The 19449-nt window shown below is 34.1% G+C and carries 18 protein-coding genes; 13 read left to right on the top strand and 5 right to left on the bottom strand.

The window, feature by feature from the left end; translation table 11 throughout:
- Together topA and ACFFVB_RS10500 are read right to left on the bottom strand one after the other, a co-directional pair.
- Nucleotides 1–2544: a type I DNA topoisomerase gene (gene topA / locus ACFFVB_RS10505; RefSeq protein WP_382382698.1), complete on the bottom strand. Its 2544-nt coding sequence runs from the start codon at nucleotides 2542–2544 to the stop codon at nucleotides 1–3.
- A 139-nt stretch (nucleotides 2545–2683) separates the two neighbouring features.
- A complete protein-coding gene (locus tag ACFFVB_RS10500; protein ID WP_382382697.1) occupies nucleotides 2684–3448 on the bottom strand; it encodes a hypothetical protein in 765 nt (254 codons plus the stop codon).
- 140 nt (nucleotides 3449–3588) lie between these two features.
- Between ACFFVB_RS10500 and miaB the strand changes: the two genes are divergently transcribed.
- From miaB to groL, 7 genes are all read left to right on the top strand, one after another.
- Complete coding sequence (gene miaB / locus ACFFVB_RS10495; RefSeq protein WP_382382696.1) at nucleotides 3589–5031, top strand: tRNA (N6-isopentenyl adenosine(37)-C2)-methylthiotransferase MiaB; 1443 nt, start codon at nucleotides 3589–3591, stop codon at nucleotides 5029–5031.
- Nucleotides 5032–5084: 53 nt separating this feature from the next.
- A complete protein-coding gene (locus ACFFVB_RS10490; RefSeq protein WP_382382695.1) occupies nucleotides 5085–6353 on the top strand; it encodes a sigma 54-interacting transcriptional regulator in 1269 nt (422 codons plus the stop codon).
- 3 nt (nucleotides 6354–6356) lie between these two features.
- Nucleotides 6357–6863 carry an LptE family protein gene (locus tag ACFFVB_RS10485; RefSeq protein WP_382382693.1) on the top strand — a complete coding sequence of 169 codons (507 nt, stop codon included), beginning with the start codon at nucleotides 6357–6359 and terminating at the stop codon, nucleotides 6861–6863.
- Nucleotides 6864–6865: 2 nt separating this feature from the next.
- Nucleotides 6866–7906, top strand: a complete 1041-nt coding sequence (locus ACFFVB_RS10480; RefSeq protein ID WP_382382692.1) for a DUF8458 domain-containing protein — start codon at nucleotides 6866–6868, stop codon at nucleotides 7904–7906.
- Complete coding sequence (gene secG / locus ACFFVB_RS10475; RefSeq protein WP_382382691.1) at nucleotides 7906–8259, top strand: preprotein translocase subunit SecG; 354 nt, start codon at nucleotides 7906–7908, stop codon at nucleotides 8257–8259. The genes ACFFVB_RS10480 and secG overlap by 1 nt, the downstream gene beginning before the upstream one ends.
- A gap of 150 nt (nucleotides 8260–8409) precedes the next feature.
- On the top strand, nucleotides 8410–8688 hold the full coding sequence (locus ACFFVB_RS10470) for a co-chaperone GroES (protein WP_382382690.1): 279 nt from the start codon (nucleotides 8410–8412) through the stop codon (nucleotides 8686–8688).
- Between the two features lie 117 nt (nucleotides 8689–8805).
- Nucleotides 8806–10434, top strand: a complete 1629-nt coding sequence (gene groL, locus ACFFVB_RS10465) for a chaperonin GroEL (RefSeq protein ID WP_382382689.1) — start codon at nucleotides 8806–8808, stop codon at nucleotides 10432–10434.
- A 69-nt stretch (nucleotides 10435–10503) separates the two neighbouring features.
- Here the strand turns inward: groL and ACFFVB_RS10460 are convergent, their stop codons facing one another.
- Together ACFFVB_RS10460 and xrtF are read right to left on the bottom strand one after the other, a co-directional pair.
- The gene (locus ACFFVB_RS10460) at nucleotides 10504–10941 is read right to left on the bottom strand and encodes an exosortase F system-associated membrane protein (RefSeq protein WP_382382688.1); all 438 of its coding nucleotides are present in this window, start codon (nucleotides 10939–10941) and stop codon (nucleotides 10504–10506) included.
- Nucleotides 10919–11485 (bottom strand): exosortase family protein XrtF, encoded by a 567-nt coding sequence (gene xrtF / locus ACFFVB_RS10455; protein WP_382382686.1) that lies wholly within the window; start codon nucleotides 11483–11485, stop codon nucleotides 10919–10921. The genes ACFFVB_RS10460 and xrtF overlap by 23 nt, the downstream gene beginning before the upstream one ends.
- An 87-nt stretch (nucleotides 11486–11572) precedes the next feature.
- Here xrtF and ACFFVB_RS10450 point away from each other — a divergent pair, with 87 nt between their 5' ends.
- Nucleotides 11573–12031 (top strand): XrtF-associated fRMsr-like GAF protein, encoded by a 459-nt coding sequence (locus tag ACFFVB_RS10450; protein WP_382382685.1) that lies wholly within the window; start codon nucleotides 11573–11575, stop codon nucleotides 12029–12031.
- A 146-nt stretch (nucleotides 12032–12177) separates the two neighbouring features.
- On the opposite strand, the gene ACFFVB_RS10445 is transcribed toward ACFFVB_RS10450, so the two are convergent.
- Nucleotides 12178–13428 (bottom strand): ABC transporter permease, encoded by a 1251-nt coding sequence (locus ACFFVB_RS10445; RefSeq protein WP_382382684.1) that lies wholly within the window; start codon nucleotides 13426–13428, stop codon nucleotides 12178–12180.
- A 152-nt stretch (nucleotides 13429–13580) separates the two neighbouring features.
- Here ACFFVB_RS10445 and purH point away from each other — a divergent pair, with 152 nt between their 5' ends.
- Genes purH through mrdA form a run of 5 tightly spaced genes read left to right on the top strand, consistent with a single transcriptional unit; the run spans nucleotide 13581 to nucleotide 19449 of the window.
- Nucleotides 13581–15113: a bifunctional phosphoribosylaminoimidazolecarboxamide formyltransferase/IMP cyclohydrolase gene (gene purH, locus ACFFVB_RS10440; protein WP_382382682.1), complete on the top strand. Its 1533-nt coding sequence runs from the start codon at nucleotides 13581–13583 to the stop codon at nucleotides 15111–15113.
- A gap of 58 nt (nucleotides 15114–15171) precedes the next feature.
- A complete protein-coding gene (locus tag ACFFVB_RS10435) occupies nucleotides 15172–16200 on the top strand; it encodes a rod shape-determining protein (protein ID WP_382382681.1) in 1029 nt (342 codons plus the stop codon).
- Between the two features lie 9 nt (nucleotides 16201–16209).
- Nucleotides 16210–17034 (top strand): rod shape-determining protein MreC, encoded by an 825-nt coding sequence (gene mreC, locus ACFFVB_RS10430; protein ID WP_382382679.1) that lies wholly within the window; start codon nucleotides 16210–16212, stop codon nucleotides 17032–17034.
- Entirely contained in the window at nucleotides 17024–17530 is a 507-nt protein-coding gene (locus ACFFVB_RS10425) for a rod shape-determining protein MreD (RefSeq protein WP_382382678.1), read from the top strand. Before mreC ends, ACFFVB_RS10425 begins: the two co-directional genes overlap by 11 nt.
- Complete coding sequence (gene mrdA / locus ACFFVB_RS10420) at nucleotides 17527–19449, top strand: penicillin-binding protein 2 (RefSeq protein ID WP_382382677.1); 1923 nt, start codon at nucleotides 17527–17529, stop codon at nucleotides 19447–19449. The genes ACFFVB_RS10425 and mrdA overlap by 4 nt, the downstream gene beginning before the upstream one ends.

The raw sequence follows: 19449 nt of genomic DNA, 5'->3' as shown, positions 1-19449 counted from the left end.
TTATTTCTTTTTAGCTGTAGTTGTTTTCTTGGCCGGAGCTTTTTTCTTTACTGGGGCCTTTTTCTTTGCAGGAGCTTTCTTTTTCGCTGCTGTTTTACGTTTTGGAGTCTTAGCCTCTATTAAAGCCATTGCTTTTTCTAGAGTAATTTTAGTAGCGTCTACGGTTTTATCTAGTTCAACTTTAATTTTACCTTTAATAACATTGTGTCTTCCCCAACGTGCCTTCTCTACACGAATACCTTCTTCTTCCCAGTTATGAATGACTTTATCAATTTCTTTCTGGATTTTTTCTTCAATTAACGTTACAATATCATCATCGGATAAATTATCCCAATCGTATTTTTTGTTTACGTTAATAAACATATTGTTCCATTTAATAAATGGCCCAAAACGTCCTTTTCCTTTTTGTACAGGTAAATCGTCGTACATATATATAGGAGCATCGGCTTCTTGCTTTTCTTTTATTAAAACAATCGCATCTTCCAACTCTACACTTAACGCGTCTACACCTTTAGGCAACGACACATAAGCTTCTCCAAATTTAACATAAGGTCCGAAACGTCCGTTATTTACAACAACAGGAAGTTCTTCGTAAACACCTAGATCTTTTGGTAACTTGAATAAATCTAAAGCATCTTCAAAAGATATAGTATTTAATTGCTGGTCTGGAGATAAACTTGCGAAAATTTTATCTTCTTCTTCTGCTGCTCCTATTTGAGCCATTGGTCCGAATTTCCCCAAACGCACGCTAACTTGACGCCCTGTTTTAGGATCTGTTCCTAAAATACGCTCGCCAGATTCACGTTCTGCATTTTCTTGAACATCGACAACTTGAGGGTGAAATTTAGAATAAAACTCTTTCATAAGTTTAATCCAGTTCTCTTTTCCTTCAGCAATATCATCGAAATCTTCTTCTACTTTCGCTGTAAAATTGTAATCTAAAATACTTTCAAAATGATTGACCAAAAAGTCGGTTACAATCATTCCAATATCGGTAGGCACTAATTTTCCTTTATCCGATCCTACTTTTTCTGTTAGTAGCTTATCTTTTACCGATCCTGCTTTTAAAGTAATTTGTGTATACTCGCGTTCTACACCTTCAACCATACCTTTTTCAACATAATTTCTATTTTGAATCGTAGAAATTGTTGGTGCGTATGTAGACGGACGACCAATACCTAATTCCTCTAATTTCTTAACTAAAGAAGCTTCAGTATATCTGTAAGGTGGTCTTGTATAACGTTCGGTAGCAGTTATAAATTCATTAAGAAGTGTTTCGTTTACCTTCATCGCAGGTAACATGCCTTCTTGTTCAGAATCTTCGTCGTCGTTACCTTCTAAATAGACTTTTAAAAATCCATCGAAAGTAATAACTTCTCCGTTTGCTGAAAATATTTCTTTATGTGTTGAAGCAGAAATTTTAACGTTTGTGCGCTCTAACAACGCTTCACTCATTTGTGATGCAATTGCACGTTTCCAAATCAATTCGTATAAACGGGCTTGGTCGCGGTCAATATCTACAGAATGTAATGCAAAATCTGTAGGACGGATGGCCTCATGCGCTTCTTGAGCACCTTTGGCTTTCCCTTTATGTTTGCGTTCTTTAGCGTATTTAATCCCGTAAGCATTTTCAATTTCAGCTTTCGCTCCTTTTCTTGCTTCGTCAGATAAATTTACACTATCTGTTCTCATATAAGTAATTAAACCGGCTTCGTATAAACGTTGCGCCATGGTCATGGTTTTACTTACTGAAAAATATAATTTACGTGCTGCTTCTTGTTGAAGTGTTGATGTTGTAAATGGTGCTGCTGGTGATTTTTTAGCAGGTTTTTTCTCTAAATCGGCAACTTTAAAATCTGCTGAAACATTGCTTTCTAAAAATTTAAAAGCGGCTTCTTTTGAAGCAAACGATTTTGGCAACTTCGCTTTAAAAGTTTGTCCGGCTTCATTAGAAAATTCTGCATCAATTCTATAAGACGCTTCTGCTGTAAATTCCTGAATTTCGCGTTCACGTTCAACAATTAATCTTACAGAAACCGATTGTACACGGCCGGCAGATAAACCACCTTTTACTTTACGCCATAATACTGGAGATAATTCGTAACCTACAATTCTATCTAATACGCGACGGGCTTGTTGTGCATCGACTAAATTATAATCTATACCACGCGGATTCTCAATCGCTTTTTGAATAGCGGTTTTCGTAATCTCGTGAAAAACGATACGTTTTGTTTTGCTTTTATCTAGTTTTAAAGTCTCGGCTAAATGCCAAGCAATAGCTTCACCCTCGCGATCCTCATCACTTGCTAACCAAACCATCTCGGCTTTCTTAGATAAATCTCTAAGTTTTTTAACAACTGCTTTCTTATCGCTAGATACTTCGTATTTCGGACTAAAATCACCTTCTACATCTACTCCTAACTCCTTGGAAGGCAGATCGGCAATATGACCAAAACTAGATTCTACTTTATAATCTTTACCTAAAAATTTTTCGATCGTTTTCGCCTTTGCAGGAGACTCCACTATTACTAAATTCTTCGCCATTTTTATTTTTTTGGTGCTGCAAATGTATGGCAAAAAAGACACATCATCCTAATTTTATCAGTATTCAGTACGATGAATGGTTGAAAATCACCGATTTTTAACCTAAAAATACTCAGCTTAATTATTAATTTTTTATGAATTATATAGTTGTTTCAATAAAAACGCTTTCTTCTTCTTCAGAATTCTCAAAGCCAATTACTTCTTTATAAATTATATATAAAGGTAAGTACGCAAACGAAACCGTAGCGAATAATCCAACAAAACACAACATCATACCTACTATTTCAGCTAGGAACCCGCAGACAAGCATTAATCCAAACGTAATTAACCATTTCTTATTTCCTAATTTAAAACTTGCCTTGACAATATCCGTAACTCTTGCCTCTGGGTTAAAAGCAAAAATGACAGTTAAAAAAGAGATAGGCACCATGACATAAAATAAAGGTAACAGAAATAACAAACTAGCCAATACACTAATCGCGATACCCACTATAGATAACTTCATCAATTTCAAGAAATACGCCTTTTTAAAATAATAGAAATAATCATCTTTAACAGACTCTCCCAAATCTTTTTGTTTACAAATTCTATAGAATGCAGACATTAAAGCAATACCAAAAGACGAGGCTACAATTGCAAAAGCAATAAAGAATAAACCGATAAGAATTAAGAAAGACACATTTAATTCTTCATTTTGACCGATTATATCAGGATCTACACCTATCATTAATAAAGGAATATATACGATACAATATAAAGGAAGAATTGCTGCAATAGATATCAAGATTGTAATTAATCCTTGTAGCCATACTTTCTTAAAAAGCTCTATAGATTGACTAAATATAGCTCCGAAATCTAAAGTTTTCGCTTGATTTACTTTTTGCCCAAATTCTGATAAAAACATATGTACTCTTTTTAATTTTGGGATAAAGGAAGTATATTTTAACACAAATACAAGAAAAATTAAACTGCCACTTTGTCATAAACATGATTATAATTGTATATTTGCAAACTTATTGACTGATAATTATTTTCAGGAGACTTATGGAGAAGACAATTGACGAAAGTAAACAGGGAGAATCCCTTGTATTAGAACAAAAAAAAGAAAATTCACGCAAACTTTTTATAGAAAGCTATGGCTGCGCTATGAATTTTAGCGATAGTGAAATAGTAGCTTCAATATTACATAACGAAGGCTATAACACCACTCAAAATTTAGAAGACGCCGATTTAGTTTTAGTAAACACCTGCTCTATTCGTGACAAAGCAGAACAAACAATTCGTAAGCGTTTAGAAAAATATAATGCCATAAAACGTATTAATCCAGGAATGAAAGTTGGCGTTTTAGGCTGTATGGCCGAACGTCTTAAAAGTAAATTCCTCGAAGAAGAAAAGATTGTAGACCTTGTGGTTGGCCCTGATGCCTACAAAGATTTACCAAATCTTCTCGCAGAAGTTGAAGATGGTCGCGATGCGATAAATGTTATTCTTTCTAAAGAAGAGACTTATGGAGACATTTCTCCTGTGCGGTTAAATAGTAATGGCGTAACAGCTTTTGTATCGATTACCAGAGGTTGCGACAACATGTGTACATTCTGTGTTGTACCATTTACTCGTGGTCGTGAACGTAGTCGAGAACCACAAAGTATATTAGAAGAAATTAATGATTTATGGAGTCGCGGATTTAAAGAGATCACACTTTTAGGTCAGAATGTAGATAGTTACTTATGGTATGGTGGCGGACTTAAGAAAGATTTCGACAAGGCAACAGACATGCAAATAGCAACAGCTGTTAACTTTGCAAAACTTCTAGAAATATGTGCTAAGGAACAACCTAAAATGCGGATCCGTTTTTCAACATCTAATCCTCAAGATTTAACCCTTGATGTTATTGAGACGATGGCGAAATTTAAAAACATTTGTAATCATATTCATTTACCTGTTCAAAGTGGAAGTAATCGTATTCTTAAAGAGATGAATCGTTTACATACACGCGAAGAGTATTTCGATTTAATAAACAATATTCGTCGTATACTACCAGATTGTTCTATTAGCCAGGATATCATTACCGGCTTCCCGACAGAAACAGAACAAGACCACCAAGACACCTTAAGTCTTATGGAATTTGTAAAGTATAATTTCGGATTTATGTTCTATTATTCTGAACGTCCCGGAACAATGGCAGAACGTAAAATGGAAGATGATATTCCTTTAGAAGTTAAGAAAAAACGACTAGACGATGTGGTACAACTACAGCGTAAACACAGTGAATTCCGCACCAAAGCTTATGTAAATTCGGTGGTAGAAGTTCTAATTGAAAGAGAATCTAAAAAATCAGATCAGCAATGGTCTGGAAGAACATCTCAAAATATTGTAGCCGTTTTTCCTAAAGGAGATTTTAAAATTGGAGATTTTGTGACCGTTAAGATCTTAGATTGCACTAGTGCAACATTAATAGGAGAAGCCATTGCGCTTTCAAACATATAATTACGACACTTTAATAATTAACTAAAAACTAAGACCAAAAACTTAATTACCATATGGAATCAGTTCAAGCTATAAAACAACGTTTCGGAATTATTGGTAACAACCAAAAACTTAATCGCGCTATAGAAAAAGCGATACAAGTTTCTCCTACAGATATATCTGTTTTGGTTACTGGAGAAAGTGGGGTTGGAAAAGAAAGTATTCCTAAAATTATTCATCAGCTTTCTCATAGAAAACACGGTAAATATATTGCAGTAAACTGTGGTGCTATTCCTGAAGGCACCATAGACAGTGAACTTTTCGGACATGAAAAAGGGGCATTTACAGGCGCAACGCAAACGCGTTCTGGTTATTTTGAAGTCGCCGATAACGGAACGATTTTCTTAGATGAAGTTGGCGAATTACCTCTTACCACTCAAGTACGTTTATTACGAGTATTAGAAAATGGAGAATTTTTAAAAGTAGGATCGAGTCAAGTTCAAAAAACAAATGTGCGTATAGTTGCGGCGACAAACGTAAATATGTTTGAAGCTATAAAAAAAGGGAAATTTAGAGAAGATTTATACTATAGATTAAGTACTGTAGAGATCAACCTGCCACCATTACGAGACCGTACAGAAGATATTCATTTATTATTTAGAAAATTTGCAAGCGATTTCGCTTTAAAATATAAAATGCCTACTATTAAATTAACCGATGAAGCGACACTAGAATTATTAAAATTTCGATGGAATGGTAACATTCGACAGTTAAGAAACGTAGCAGAACAAATTTCAGTTCTAGAAGAAAACAGAACCATAACTGGAGATACGATACGTGGCTACTTACCGAATGCCACTTCGAATTTACCTGCTGTAATTTCGAATACCAAATCGGAATCCGACTTCAGCAGCGAACGCGAAATACTTTATAAAGTATTGTTCGATATGAAGGCGGATTTAAGTGATCTTAAAAAATTAACTGCCGAGTTAATGAAACACGGTAACGATAAAGATGTACAAAAGAACAACGAAGGGCTAATACAGAAAATATACGGTAATGAATCGGATGCTGAATATGACGAAGCTGAAGACGATTTAGAAATTCTTTCAATTGCAGAACAAAGCGCTACAGCTTTGGTAGACAACAATTTAAACGCGTTAGACAAATACCATTTTGCTGAAGAAATCCAAGAAGAAGAAACACTATCTTTACAAGACAAAGAATTAGAATTGATAAAAAAATCGTTGGAACGTCACCAAGGAAAACGTAAATTAGCGGCTTCCGAATTAGGTATTAGCGAACGCACATTATACAGAAAAATAAAACAGTACGACTTATAGATTATGGCTTTAAAACACTACTTTCTTTTGTTTTTAATTTCCATTAGCGCAACTGCTTGTGGAGTTTATTCTTTTACTGGAGCTAAGGTAAATCCGAATACAAAAACATTTCAAGTTAATTATTTCCAGAATAATTCTACTTTAATAGAGCCTGGTTTAGATTTAGATTTTACAAATGCTTTAACCGATTTACTTTTAAATCAAACAAACTTATCACTTGTAAAGTCTAATGGCGATTTGGTTTATGAAGGTGAAATTACAGAATATAGAATTTCTCCAACCACAGCAACAGCCGATAATACGGCCGCACAAAACCGATTAACCATTTCGGTTAACGTCCGTTTTTACAATAAGCAAGACGAAGAGTCTGAGTTCGAGAAACGCTTTTCATTCTTTTATGATTATGCTGGAACATCTCAATTAATCGGGACACAAAAAGTAACCGCTATCGATGAAATTTTCGAACGTTTAACTCAAGATATTTTTAATGCGTCTTTAGCGCAATGGTAACAATGAAAAGTACCGATTTTACACATATTCTACAATATCCGGAAGCTTTACAGTCGGAACAAGCAGAAGATTTGAAAACTATTTTAAATGAGTTTCCATACTTTCAGCCTGCGCGTGCCTTATTTTTAAAAGCACTAAAGAAGAAGGAAAGCATTACCTATAATCAAGAATTAAAAACGACTGCAGCCTACACCACAGATCGCAGTATTTTATTCGACTTTATTACTTCTAAAGCATTTGTACAAAATGAGATTTCTCATTTTATAAAACAAAACACATCTCATTTAAACGATATTGAGGTCGATGTTGAAGATATTTCTGTAAATAAAAAAACATCTATAGACGATGTGCTTACACAACATATCGATGAAACGGAGGGTGTTCTTGACCCTGAATTGTTTCAACCAAAAATTACACCCGCAAAACTTGTTCATTTTACAGAAGAACCTTCAAAAGCTATTGAAGCTACAAATGAAGATTCTATAAAAAAGAACAATCTAAAAGATCACACAGAAGCGGAAGAAAAGACGGAGAAGGAAGACCAAAAATCGACTCCCGAAACGGTATTAGAACTAGGAAAACCATTAGATTTCAATAATAATGAAACGCACTCCTTTAACGAGTGGTTAAAACTTACTACGTTTACTCCGGTAAACCGAACAGAGTCTGAATCTTCTTCACCAAAACAGGAAGCGAGCGAAATAAAACGTGAGGTGACACAGCCAGAGCCGGAAATTGAAAAAATGCCTTCGCCTGAACAAGCCAAAAAGTTTGCATTAATTGATAAATTTATTTCCACAAATCCGAAAATTGATCCTAAAAAATCTTCCGGAGCACCATTAAATTTAGCCGATTCTCATTTCTTGCAACCAGAAGCATTAATGACGGAAACTTTAGCTAGAATTTATGTCGAACAAAAAAACTATAAAAAGGCAATTCAATCTTATAATATATTAAGTTTGAAATATCCAGAAAAAAGTGGTTTCTTTGCTGACCGAATTAAAGCAATAAAACAAATACAAGAACAAAATAAGAAATCCTAATGAGTACGTTTACAATATTTTTAGTCCTAATCGTTGTAGTAGCATTTTTATTAATCGTTGTAATTATGGTTCAAAACCCTAAGGGAGGTGGATTATCTTCTTCTTTTGGAGGAGGCGGTTCTCAACAAATTGGTGGTGTAAAGAAAACTACCGACTTTTTAGATAAAAGTACATGGACATTAGCAGGGTTAATGTTAGTTTTAATTTTACTATCTAATGTTGCAATAAACAGAGGAACAGGAACTTTAGAATCTAAAGCTTTAGACACAGAATCTATGTCTCAACCATTACCTACTGCTCCTGCGGCACCAGCAACTTTACCTGTTGATCCAACAGAAGACGCTGCTGAGTAAACAAAAACAACTCATATATTATAATATTAAAATGCCAACTTATACAGTTGGCATTTTTTATTACTGAAAGTTTGTCATACCCTTGCAATTGGCACAATTTTCGAATGGTAATTACCCATAAAGTATAAACTAATTAAAAGATATAATAAAATGAGTAAAGTTAGCATCAGACCACTTGCAGATCGCGTTCTTGTAGAACCACTTCCTGCGGAAACTCAAACAGCTTCAGGATTATTTATTCCAGATTCTGCTCAAGAAAAACAACACAAAGGTACCGTTGTTGCTGTTGGTACAGGTAAAAAAGATGAACCCCTTACTGTAAAAATCGGAGATACCGTACTTTACGGAAAGTATTCTGGTTCTGAATTAAAATTAGAAGGAACAGATTACTTAATGATGCGTGAAGAAGACATCATGGCAATTATCTAATTTTTACCTTTTCGATAATACGGAAATCCAAAAAAATTCACAACAAAATTAAAAGTAAGCACTAAAGCCCAAAGCATATAGACTAAGGCCTAATGCTTACAGCAAAATATTATAAAAATGGCAAAAGATATTAAATTTGATATTGAAGCACGCGACGGTTTAAAACGTGGTGTAGATGCTTTAGCAAATGCAGTAAAAGTAACATTAGGACCAAAAGGTCGTAACGTAATTATCGGACGTTCTTTCGGAGGTCCTATAGTAACTAAAGATGGTGTTTCTGTAGCTAAAGAAATCGAATTAGAAAATGCGCTTGAAAACATGGGAGCGCAAATGGTAAAAGAAGTTGCGTCTAAGACCAACGATCTTGCAGGAGATGGTACAACTACCGCTACTGTTTTAGCTCAAGCTATAGTAAAAGAAGGACTTAAAAATGTTGCTGCAGGTGCAAATCCAATGGATTTAAAACGTGGTATCGATAAAGCTGTAGAAGCTATCGTTGCAGACCTTGCAAAACAGACTCAAGAAGTTGGAGATTCTTCAGATAAAATCAAACAAGTTGCTGCTATTTCGGCTAACAATGATGATGTTATTGGTGATTTAATCGCATTAGCATTTGGAAAAGTTGGTAAAGAAGGTGTAATCACTGTAGAAGAAGCTAAAGGAACAGATACATATGTAGATGTTGTTGAAGGTATGCAGTTTGACAGAGGGTATTTATCGCCTTACTTCGTTACAGACAGCGAAAAAATGATCACTGATTTAGACAATCCTTATATCTTATTATACGATAAAAAGGTATCTACAATGAAGGATTTATTACCAGTACTTGAGCCAGTTGCCCAATCAGGTAAGCCTTTATTAATTATTGCTGAAGATGTAGACGGTGAAGCGCTTGCAACTTTAGTCGTGAATAAATTACGTGGTTCTCTTAAAATTGCTGCTGTTAAAGCGCCAGGATTTGGTGACAGACGTAAAGCAATGTTAGAAGATATCGCAATCTTAACAGGTGGTACTGTTATTTCTGAAGAAAGAGGATTTACTTTAGAAAACACAACTATCGATATGTTAGGTACTGCTGAACGTATCACGATTGATAAAGACAATACTACACTTGTAAATGGTGCAGGAGATAAAGACATGATTAAAAATCGTGTGAATCAAATTAAATCTCAAATCGAATCTACAACAAGTGATTACGATAAAGAAAAACTTCAAGAACGTCTTGCTAAATTAGCAGGTGGTGTAGCTGTACTATATGTTGGTGCTGCAAGTGAAGTTGAAATGAAAGAGAAAAAAGACCGTGTAGATGATGCTTTACATGCAACAAGAGCTGCTGTAGAAGAAGGTATCGTTGCTGGTGGAGGTGTTGCTTTAGTTAGAGCAAAAGCAATCTTAGAAAACTTAGCTACAGATAATCCTGACGAAAGTACAGGTGTACAAATTGTAGCTCGTGCTATCGAAGCACCTTTAAGAACTATTGTTGAAAATGCTGGTGGAGAAGGAAGTGTTGTTGTTTCTAAAGTTTTAGAAGGAACAGGAAACTTTGGTTACGACGCTAAGTCTGAAACATATGTAGATATGCTTGCTGCTGGTATTATCGATCCTAAAAAAGTAACTCGTATCGCATTAGAAAATGCTGCATCGGTTGCAGGAATGATTCTTACTACTGAGTGTGCATTAATCGATATTAAAGAAGACTCTGCTGCTATGCCTCCAATGGGTGGTGGTATGCCAGGTATGATGTAATATAAAAAACATCTAATAAAATTAAAACCGAAGTCTTAGGACTTCGGTTTTTTTTATGGCGTAAATTCTCTATATATCTTTTTTAATTTGCTTCTGGTAATAAAAAGCGGGAAGCAATAACAACAGTAATATGGGCTGAATTAAGAAACGACGGATATTAAACAAAATGAAATAATCATTTTGCTTTGCATTAATAATCAGGTATAAAAATACGAGTATTAAAATGGCATAAGCGACAGCATACAGCATAGCAGAAAACGTTAAGATTTCCCGATCTTTAAAAACAACATAAATAATACCTAACGACAGTACTGTATTTAAACCATATCTTAAAGTAGTAAATGCTATTAATTTAACGGTATCAAAAACAGGAGTGTTTAGATACAAATAATCATTTTTAAAGAATTCTAAGAATGGATCGTAAAACAAATCGGCTTCAAAAGCCCGAATTAACACCAAACCAAGAATCAGTATAAGGATGAAACTATAGCGCTTTAGCTGGTGCATGATTTTTTTTTCGTTTAACAAAATAGTTCATCCAAATAACCCACAACATAAACACCATACCGTAAATAATTAGTGGAAACACAACCCCGTGTAGTATATGTTCTAAATTCGGATAATAATACAAACCTATGGTTAACAAACCGATTCTTAAGACGTTAGCGATATAAATAATTACACTGCCTGCCGCAATAAATAACAACGTATTCTTTAAAGTAGAGGCAAAAGACACTATAAAAGCAACAAAAAGAATAATTACACTTATAGCATTACATCCTTCAATAATCCTCACTATATAATCACCATTAAAGAAGAGTCTTACCCAGGCTTCTCCTTCATGCAATTCAATTTTAGCATTGTAACCAATCACACTTAAAAATTCTTGAGATTGTTTTGCTACATAATATGTAATGTAATCGGGTTGAAAAGTGGTTGTTTTAGAATAATCTAAATACAATTTATACCCCAGAGACATCACAAAATATGAGACCAAAAACGTCAGAATAAATCGAATTACAAGTTTATATGTTTTAAATAAGTTTAGCAATGGGTTTAAATATTTATGGTGTTAAATTTATAAAAATGAAGTTCCAAAATCGACGTATTTTAAATACTTTTACAAAAAAATAAAACTATGTCTTTATCATCTTTAAAACCGCAAGTTGAAACTATACTTTCTAATACTGAAAAAACTGTAGACGAGCGTTTATTAGCTGTTTGCGAAATTTTAGAAAAACATGTTGACTATTATAATTGGGTGGGTTTCTATTTTAAAAATGGTGATAAAAACGAACTCAAATTAGGACCTTACGTAGGCGCACCTACCGACCATACAATTATTCCCTTTGGAAAAGGTATTTGCGGACAAGTAGCTGTTAGCAACGAAAATTTTGTAGTTCCAGATGTGGCTGCACAAGACAATTATATTGCCTGTAGCATTACTGTGAAAGCAGAAATTGTTGTACCACTTTTTGTAAACGGAGAGAATGTTGGTCAGATAGATATCGACTCTAACACACCAAATCCTTTTACAGATGAAGACGAACGCTTCTTAGAGTTTGTTTGCGCAGAAGTCGCTAAAATAATAGAATAATAGCTTAAAATATTTCATAAAAAAATCTCGAACTCATTCATAAAAGAAAGACGTCGAGATTTTTTTTGTTATATCGATTTCAATTTCCATTTTTTTATTGTTACACCTTCGAGATAAGGAGAACCCAAAACCTAATACCCAAAATACTACATCCCTGTTCTTATGGCTTCAACAGGATCTAATTTAGATGCAGAAATTGCTGGCAACACTCCCGAAATAAGTCCTATTAATGTTGATAGTGAGAAACCTAGAAACATATTCCAAAAAGATAATATAAATTCAAAATCATCGACAACCTGAGTCGCTATTAAGGCTACAATCCACACAAAGGTTAGACCAATTAATCCACCTATTACTGCAAGAATAATAGCTTCAAATAAAAACTGAAATAAAATAAATCGGTTCTTTGCACCTAAAGATTTCTGTATTCCGATAAGATTGGTACGCTCCTTTACACTAACAAACATAATATTCGCGATTCCAAATCCACCAACAAGCAGAGAGAATCCGCTAATAATCCAACCCGCCAAATTCATAACACCAATAATATTATCTATAGCATCGGTCATTCCAGACAATTTATTCACGAAAAAATTATCAGGCTCATCGGCTTTTAATCCTCTATACGCTCTAAATCGTTGTCTTAATACTTGCTCAAAAGCTTCTATATCTACTCCTGCTTCAGGCTTAATTACTACTGCTCCAGGAATACCATCGGAACCACCGTTAGTAAATTGTCTAACGAAATTAGATGGTAAATAGGCTTTTTCGTCAGGAGAATCAAATAACGACGCCCCTACCTTTTTAATCACACCGATAACCGTTACTTTTCGTCCGTAAATCCGTATTTGTTTACCGATAGGTTCTTCGTTATCAAATATATTATCAGACAACTCTGCTCCTAATACAATAACGGGTGCACCCGTAGACGATTCCGATTCGGTATAAAACCGACCTTTACCTATTTTTAAATCTTCGATATCGTAAATACCATAAGACCCTGGTGCTACATTTACATTACTAATGGTATTATCTTGGTATTTTATGGTTTCAGAATTTCCGAAAATAATATAAGCACTCGATTTAATATTTGGAATATTTCGATTCACAAATTCGTAATCAGAATTTTCAGTTTGCGGATAATTATCGCGTTGCCATCTTGGTACTTCTGTAGGCCCAAAAGAAAATTTAGTTAAGTAAATCGTGTTTTTATCTAAACCTGACAACTGACTTTTAATACTTTGATCTAAAGAATCGACTGCAGCCAAGACCGCAATAATCGAGAATATCCCAATAGTCACACCTAACAGAGACAAGAATGTTCTTAATTTATTATTACGTAAAGCATTTATAGCAAACGCAAAACTTTCTTTAAAAAGTCTGAAATACAAGATCATTTAGAAGTGCTTTTATTAAAAATTTGAGATTTTAAAGATAGGACGTTTTAATTATAGATTTGTTACAAAAAAAATAAAAACAAAACAGTAAACAAACTATATATTTTTTAATGTAAATCCGTACTTTTGCGCATTAATATAACACAACACTAATGAGTAACGAGAAAACAATCAAATCTGCATTAATTTCAGTTTTTAGCAAAGATGGTTTAGAACCTATAATCAAAAAGTTAAACGAGTTAGGTGTAACCATGTATTCAACTGGTGGTACACAGGCTTTTATAAATGATTTAGGAATAGACGTTGTTCCTGTAGAGGGCGTAACATCTTACCCTTCTATTTTAGGAGGACGTGTAAAAACATTACATCCAAAAGTATTTGGTGGAATTTTAAACCGTCAAGATAATGCGCAGGATGTCGCTGAATTAGCAGAATTTGAAATCCCTCAAATAGATTTAGTTATTGTTGATTTATATCCGTTTGAAGATACTGTTGCTTCTGGTGCTAGTGAACAAGATATAATTGAGAAAATTGATATCGGTGGAATTTCATTAATTCGTGCTGCTGCAAAAAATTATAAAGATGTCGTTTGTGTGTCTTCTGTAAATGAATATGCTTCGTTTTTAGAACTTATTTCTGAACAAAACGGAACACTTTCTTTAGAGCAAAGAAAAGATTTCGCTAGAAAATCTTTCAACATATCGTCTCATTACGATTCTGCTATTTTTAATTACTTCAACCAAAACAACGAAGAAACAGTATTAAAAATTAGCGAACAAAACGGTCATGTGTTACGTTATGGAGAAAATCCACACCAAAAAGGATTTTTCTTCGGAAAATTTGATGATATTTTCACAAAACTTCACGGTAAAGAATTAAGCTACAATAACCTTTTGGATGTTGATGCTGCTGTGAATTTAATTAATGAATTTAAAGGTGACAAACCTACGTTTGCCATTTTAAAACATAATAATGCTTGTGGTGTTGCACAGCGCGATACCTTGAGTCAAGCGTATACAGATGCTCTTGCAGGAGATCCTGTTTCTGCTTTTGGTGGTGTTTTAATATCTAATAAAGAAATAGATTTAGATACTGCGAAAGATATTCACACATTATTCTGTGAAGTTGTTATCGCTCCTTCATTTAGTGCTGAAGCTTTAGAAGTGTTAAAAGGTAAGAAAAACAGAATCCTTTTAATTCTTCACGATATCGAAATGCCAAAAACAAGTGTAAGATCTTGTCTTAACGGTGTTTTAGTTCAAGACACAAATAATATTACAGATCGTTTAGAAGATTTATCTAAGGCAACAAACAATAATCCAACAGATAGCGAGTTAAATGATTTAATCTTTGCTTCGAAAATATGTAAGCACACTAAATCTAACACTATCGTATTAGTTAAAGGTGGTCAATTATGTGCTAGTGGAACAGGACAAACAAGCCGTGTAGATGCGCTTAACCAAGCCATTCACAAAGCGCAATCTTTTAATTTCGATTTAAAAGGTGCGGTTATGGCAAGTGATGCTTTTTTCCCTTTCCCTGATTGTGTAGAGATTGCAAAAAACGCAGGAATTACCGCTGTAATTCAGCCAGGTGGTTCTATTAAAGATCAATTAAGTATCGATTATTGTAATGGAAACGATGTATCTATGGTATTTACAGGTACACGTCATTTCAAACATTAATTTCATTACTTTTACGACACACAATTTTTTAACTAAAGCAAAAAAAGACATATAACGCATGGGATTTTTTGACTTCCTTACAGAAGAAATAGCTATTGACTTAGGAACAGCCAATACACTTATAATCCATAACGATAAAGTTGTAGTGGATAGTCCTTCAATAGTTGCTCGTGATCGCGTTAGCGGTAAAATCATTGCCGTTGGTAAAGAAGCCAGTATGATGCAAGGAAAGACACACGAAAACATAAAAACAATTCGCCCGCTTAAAGATGGTGTAATTGCAGATTTTGATGCGTCCGAACAAATGATAAGTTTGTTTATTAAAAACATTCCTGCTTTAAAGAAAAAAATGTTTACACCAGCGCTTCGCATGGTCGTTTGTATTCCTTCTGGTATTACCGAAGTAGAAATGCGAGCAGTAAAAGAATCTTGTGAGCGTGTGAATGGAAAAGAAGTTTATTTAATACACGAACCTATGGCTGCGGCCATAGGTATTGGTGTAGATATTATGCAACCTAAAGGTAACATGATTGTAGATATAGGTGGTGGTACTACCGAAATTGCAGTAATTGCTTTAGGAGGTATTGTTTGTGACAAATCGGTAAAAATTGCTGGAGATGTCTTTACAAACGACATTATATATTACATGCGTACACAGCACAACTTATATGTTGGAGAGCGTACTGCAGAAAAAATTAAAATACAAATTGGTGCTGCTACCGAAGATTTAGAAATTCCGCCAGACGACATGAGTGTTCAAGGGCGTGATTTACTTACCGGTAAACCAAAACAAGTACAAATTTCGTATCGCGAAATTGCCAAAGCATTAGACAAATCTATTCTTAGAATTGAAGATGCTGTAATGGAAACCTTATCACAAACACCACCAGAATTAGCTGCCGATATTTATAATACAGGGATCTACTTAGCAGGTGGAGGATCTATGCTACGCGGTTTAGACAAACGTCTGTCTCAGAAAACAGACTTACCGGTTTATATTGCAGAAGATCCATTACGTGCCGTTGTTCGTGGTACTGGAATTACGCTAAAAAACTTACCAAAGTTTAAGAGCGTCTTGATAAAATAGCTTTGAAGCATGCAGCAAATTTTAAATTTTATAATACGTAACAAAAACTTTTTGTTGTATTTGCTGCTGTTTTCATTGTCTGTATTTTTTACAATACAAACGCATTCCTATCATAAAAGTAAATTTATAAATTCTGCTAATTTTTTAAGTGGCGGGATTTATACGCGTTTAAATAATGTAAATCAATATTTTGATTTAAAAACGCAAAATGAAAATTTATCTGAAGAAAATGCAAGGCTCCGAAATCGGCTTCAAAATCATCACTTATCTGTAGATGAAGACTTTGTAGATACCACAAGTTTTGACGGGACTTATTTATTTAGACCAGTCCGTGTCATTAAAAACAGTTATTCGGCGACTACAAACATTTTATTAATAGACAAAGGACTTAACGACAGCGTGCAGCAAGATTTTGGACTAATTACGCCTAAAGGAATTCTTGGAATTATAGATAAAACAAGTAACAATTATGCTACGGTTATTTCTATTTTAAATTCGAAAAGTAAAATTAGTGCACAGTTAAAAAAAACAAATCATTTCGGGACTTTAACCTGGGATGGAAAATCGCCTAGAACAGTTCAACTTATCGATATTCCTAAAATTGCGCCTATTAAAATTGGTGATACCATTGTAACATCGGGACGTTCTGTAATCTTTCCTAAAGGCATTCAAGTAGGAATAATAGAAAGCTATAACCTAGACGCTGCAGAGAATAATTTTGAAATAAATGTAACCCTGTTTAACGATATGACGAATATTGAACACGCTTACATTATCGAACATTTGGATGCTCCAGAGATTAATAACATACTAAATCTATCAAATGAACAGTAGCGTTATATCTCAAATTTTTAAGTTTATTTTACTTGTATTTATACAGGTCGTTATCCTAAATCATATTAATTTTTTAGGGTATATAAATCCGTATATCTACATCTTATTCATTATACTTTACCCTATAAAAAACGACCGTATTGTATTTCTATTACTTAGTTTTTTGCTTGGTATTTTAGTCGATATTTTTTCAGATTCAGGAGGTATTAATGCTGCAGCCTGTGTTACGATTGCCTACTTACGCCCTATTGTTTTAAAATGGTCCTTTGGAACTGTTTACGAACACCAAACCATAAAATTCAACAATGTCGAGTTTGGCTCTAAACTCATGTATATAAGTATCCTAACGGCTATTCATCATTTAATCCTTTTTCTTTTAGAAGTTTTTAACTTTTCTGAAATACTTTTAACACTCCAAAAGACGTTATTTTCTAGTATCTTTACCATTCTTCTGTGTATTATAGTTACTATTATTTTCAGCAAACGTACTAAATGAGGCAATTTTTATTATTTTTTACCATAATTACGGTTGGACTCGTATTTATTTCTCGGTTATTCTATCTTCAAATTTATAGTTCGCCGGCAAATAATTTATACGACGATAATGCTATACGTAAAGTTTACGATTATCCTAAACGAGGTTTTGTTTACGACAGAAACGGTGTGCTTTTAGTATCGAACCAATCGTCTTACGATGTCATGGTTATTCCTCGAGAAGTTAAAGAATTAGATACTATCGAATTTTGTAATCTATTAAAAATAGACAAAGAAAAATTCATTAAAACATACAAAAAAGCATATCACTATTCGCCACGATTACCTTCTGTTTTTGTCTCACATTTATCTAAAGAAGACTATGCAGTACTTCAAGAAAAAATGAGAAAATTTGAAGGCTTCTACATTCAAAAAAGATCTCTTCGTCATTATGAAGCATCGATTGGTGCAAATGTTTTAGGAGATATTGGTGAAGTAAATAATGCCATCATCAAAAAACATCCCTATTACAAAATGGGTGATTTAATTGGGAAGCAAGGAATTGAATTGTCTTATGAAGATGAACTAAAAGGAAAAAAAGGAATAAAATTTATTCAGAAAAACCGATTCAACAAAAACATTGGGCCTTACAAAGATGGGAAATTTGACACATTACCTGACCCTGGAAAAGACATAAAAATCACCATTGACGCCACCTTACAAGCCTATGGTGAACAATTAATGGAACATAAACACGGTGGAATTATCGCCATAGAACCAAGTACTGGAGAAATTTTAACCATGATTTCTGCTCCAACTTACGACCCTAACTCTTTGGTTGGAAGAAAGCGTTCTCAAAATTTCACAAAACTATATAGAGATTCTATAGCAAAACCTTTATACGACAGAGGTTTATTAGCACAATATCCTCCAGGTTCTCCTTTTAAAGTACTAAACGCACTTATTGGTTTGCAAGAAGGTGTGGTAAACACAGAAGAGAAATTTACGTGTAATCACGGTTATAGCTACGGAAATAGAAAAATGGGTTGCCACGGTCACCCAAGTCCATTAGCCATGAATATGGGGATTTACGAATCATGTAATTCCTATTTTGCTAATGTATACCGCAGAATTATTGAAAAATACGACACGCCTTACGAAGGAATGAATGTTTGGAACAAACACGTAACTAGTTTTGGACTAGGAGATTACTTAGGTTACGACCTTAAAATTGGTAGTCCAGGTCGAATCCCAAGTGGTGATTTCTACGACAAATGGTATGGAAAAAACAGATGGAGAACCACTTTTACATTATCTAATGCAATTGGTCAGGGTGAAATTGAAGCCACTCCAATTCAGTTAGCAAATATGGTTGCTGCCATAGCAAATCGTGGTTATTTTTACACGCCACACATTATAAAATCTATTGAAGGACAAGAAATAGATGCCCATTTTACAACACCTAGACATACAACAATAGACAAAAAGAATTTTGATCCCGTAGTACAAGGCATGTTCGATGTATATAACAAAGGTACAGCGGCTAGTTTACAAGTAAAAGGCATAGAAATATGTGGAAAAACAGGTACAGCAGAAAACTTTACAAAAATTGATGGGGTAAAAACTCAATTAACAGACCACTCTATTTTTGTTGCTTTTGCACCAAAAGACAATCCTAAAATTGCGATTGCTGTTTTTGTAGAAAATGGCTATTGGGGAAGCAGATTTGCAGGTCGAATAGCAAGTTTAATGGTCGAAAAATATTTACGTGGTTCAATCACAAGAACCGACATGGAAGATTGGATTCTGACTCATAGTCTAGAGCATGAATATGATAAACCATATTCAGGCCAACCATTCAATATAAATAGAGGTTCAACTTTAGAAACTGTTGAACGCGATTTAAAAAACCATGACCATTTACTACCAGATAAACCCTAG

The organism is Formosa undariae (assembly GCF_042427615.1).
GTDB lineage: Bacteria > Bacteroidota > Bacteroidia > Flavobacteriales > Flavobacteriaceae > Formosa > Formosa undariae.
This window is presented reverse-complemented; position numbering and strand designations above follow the sequence as displayed.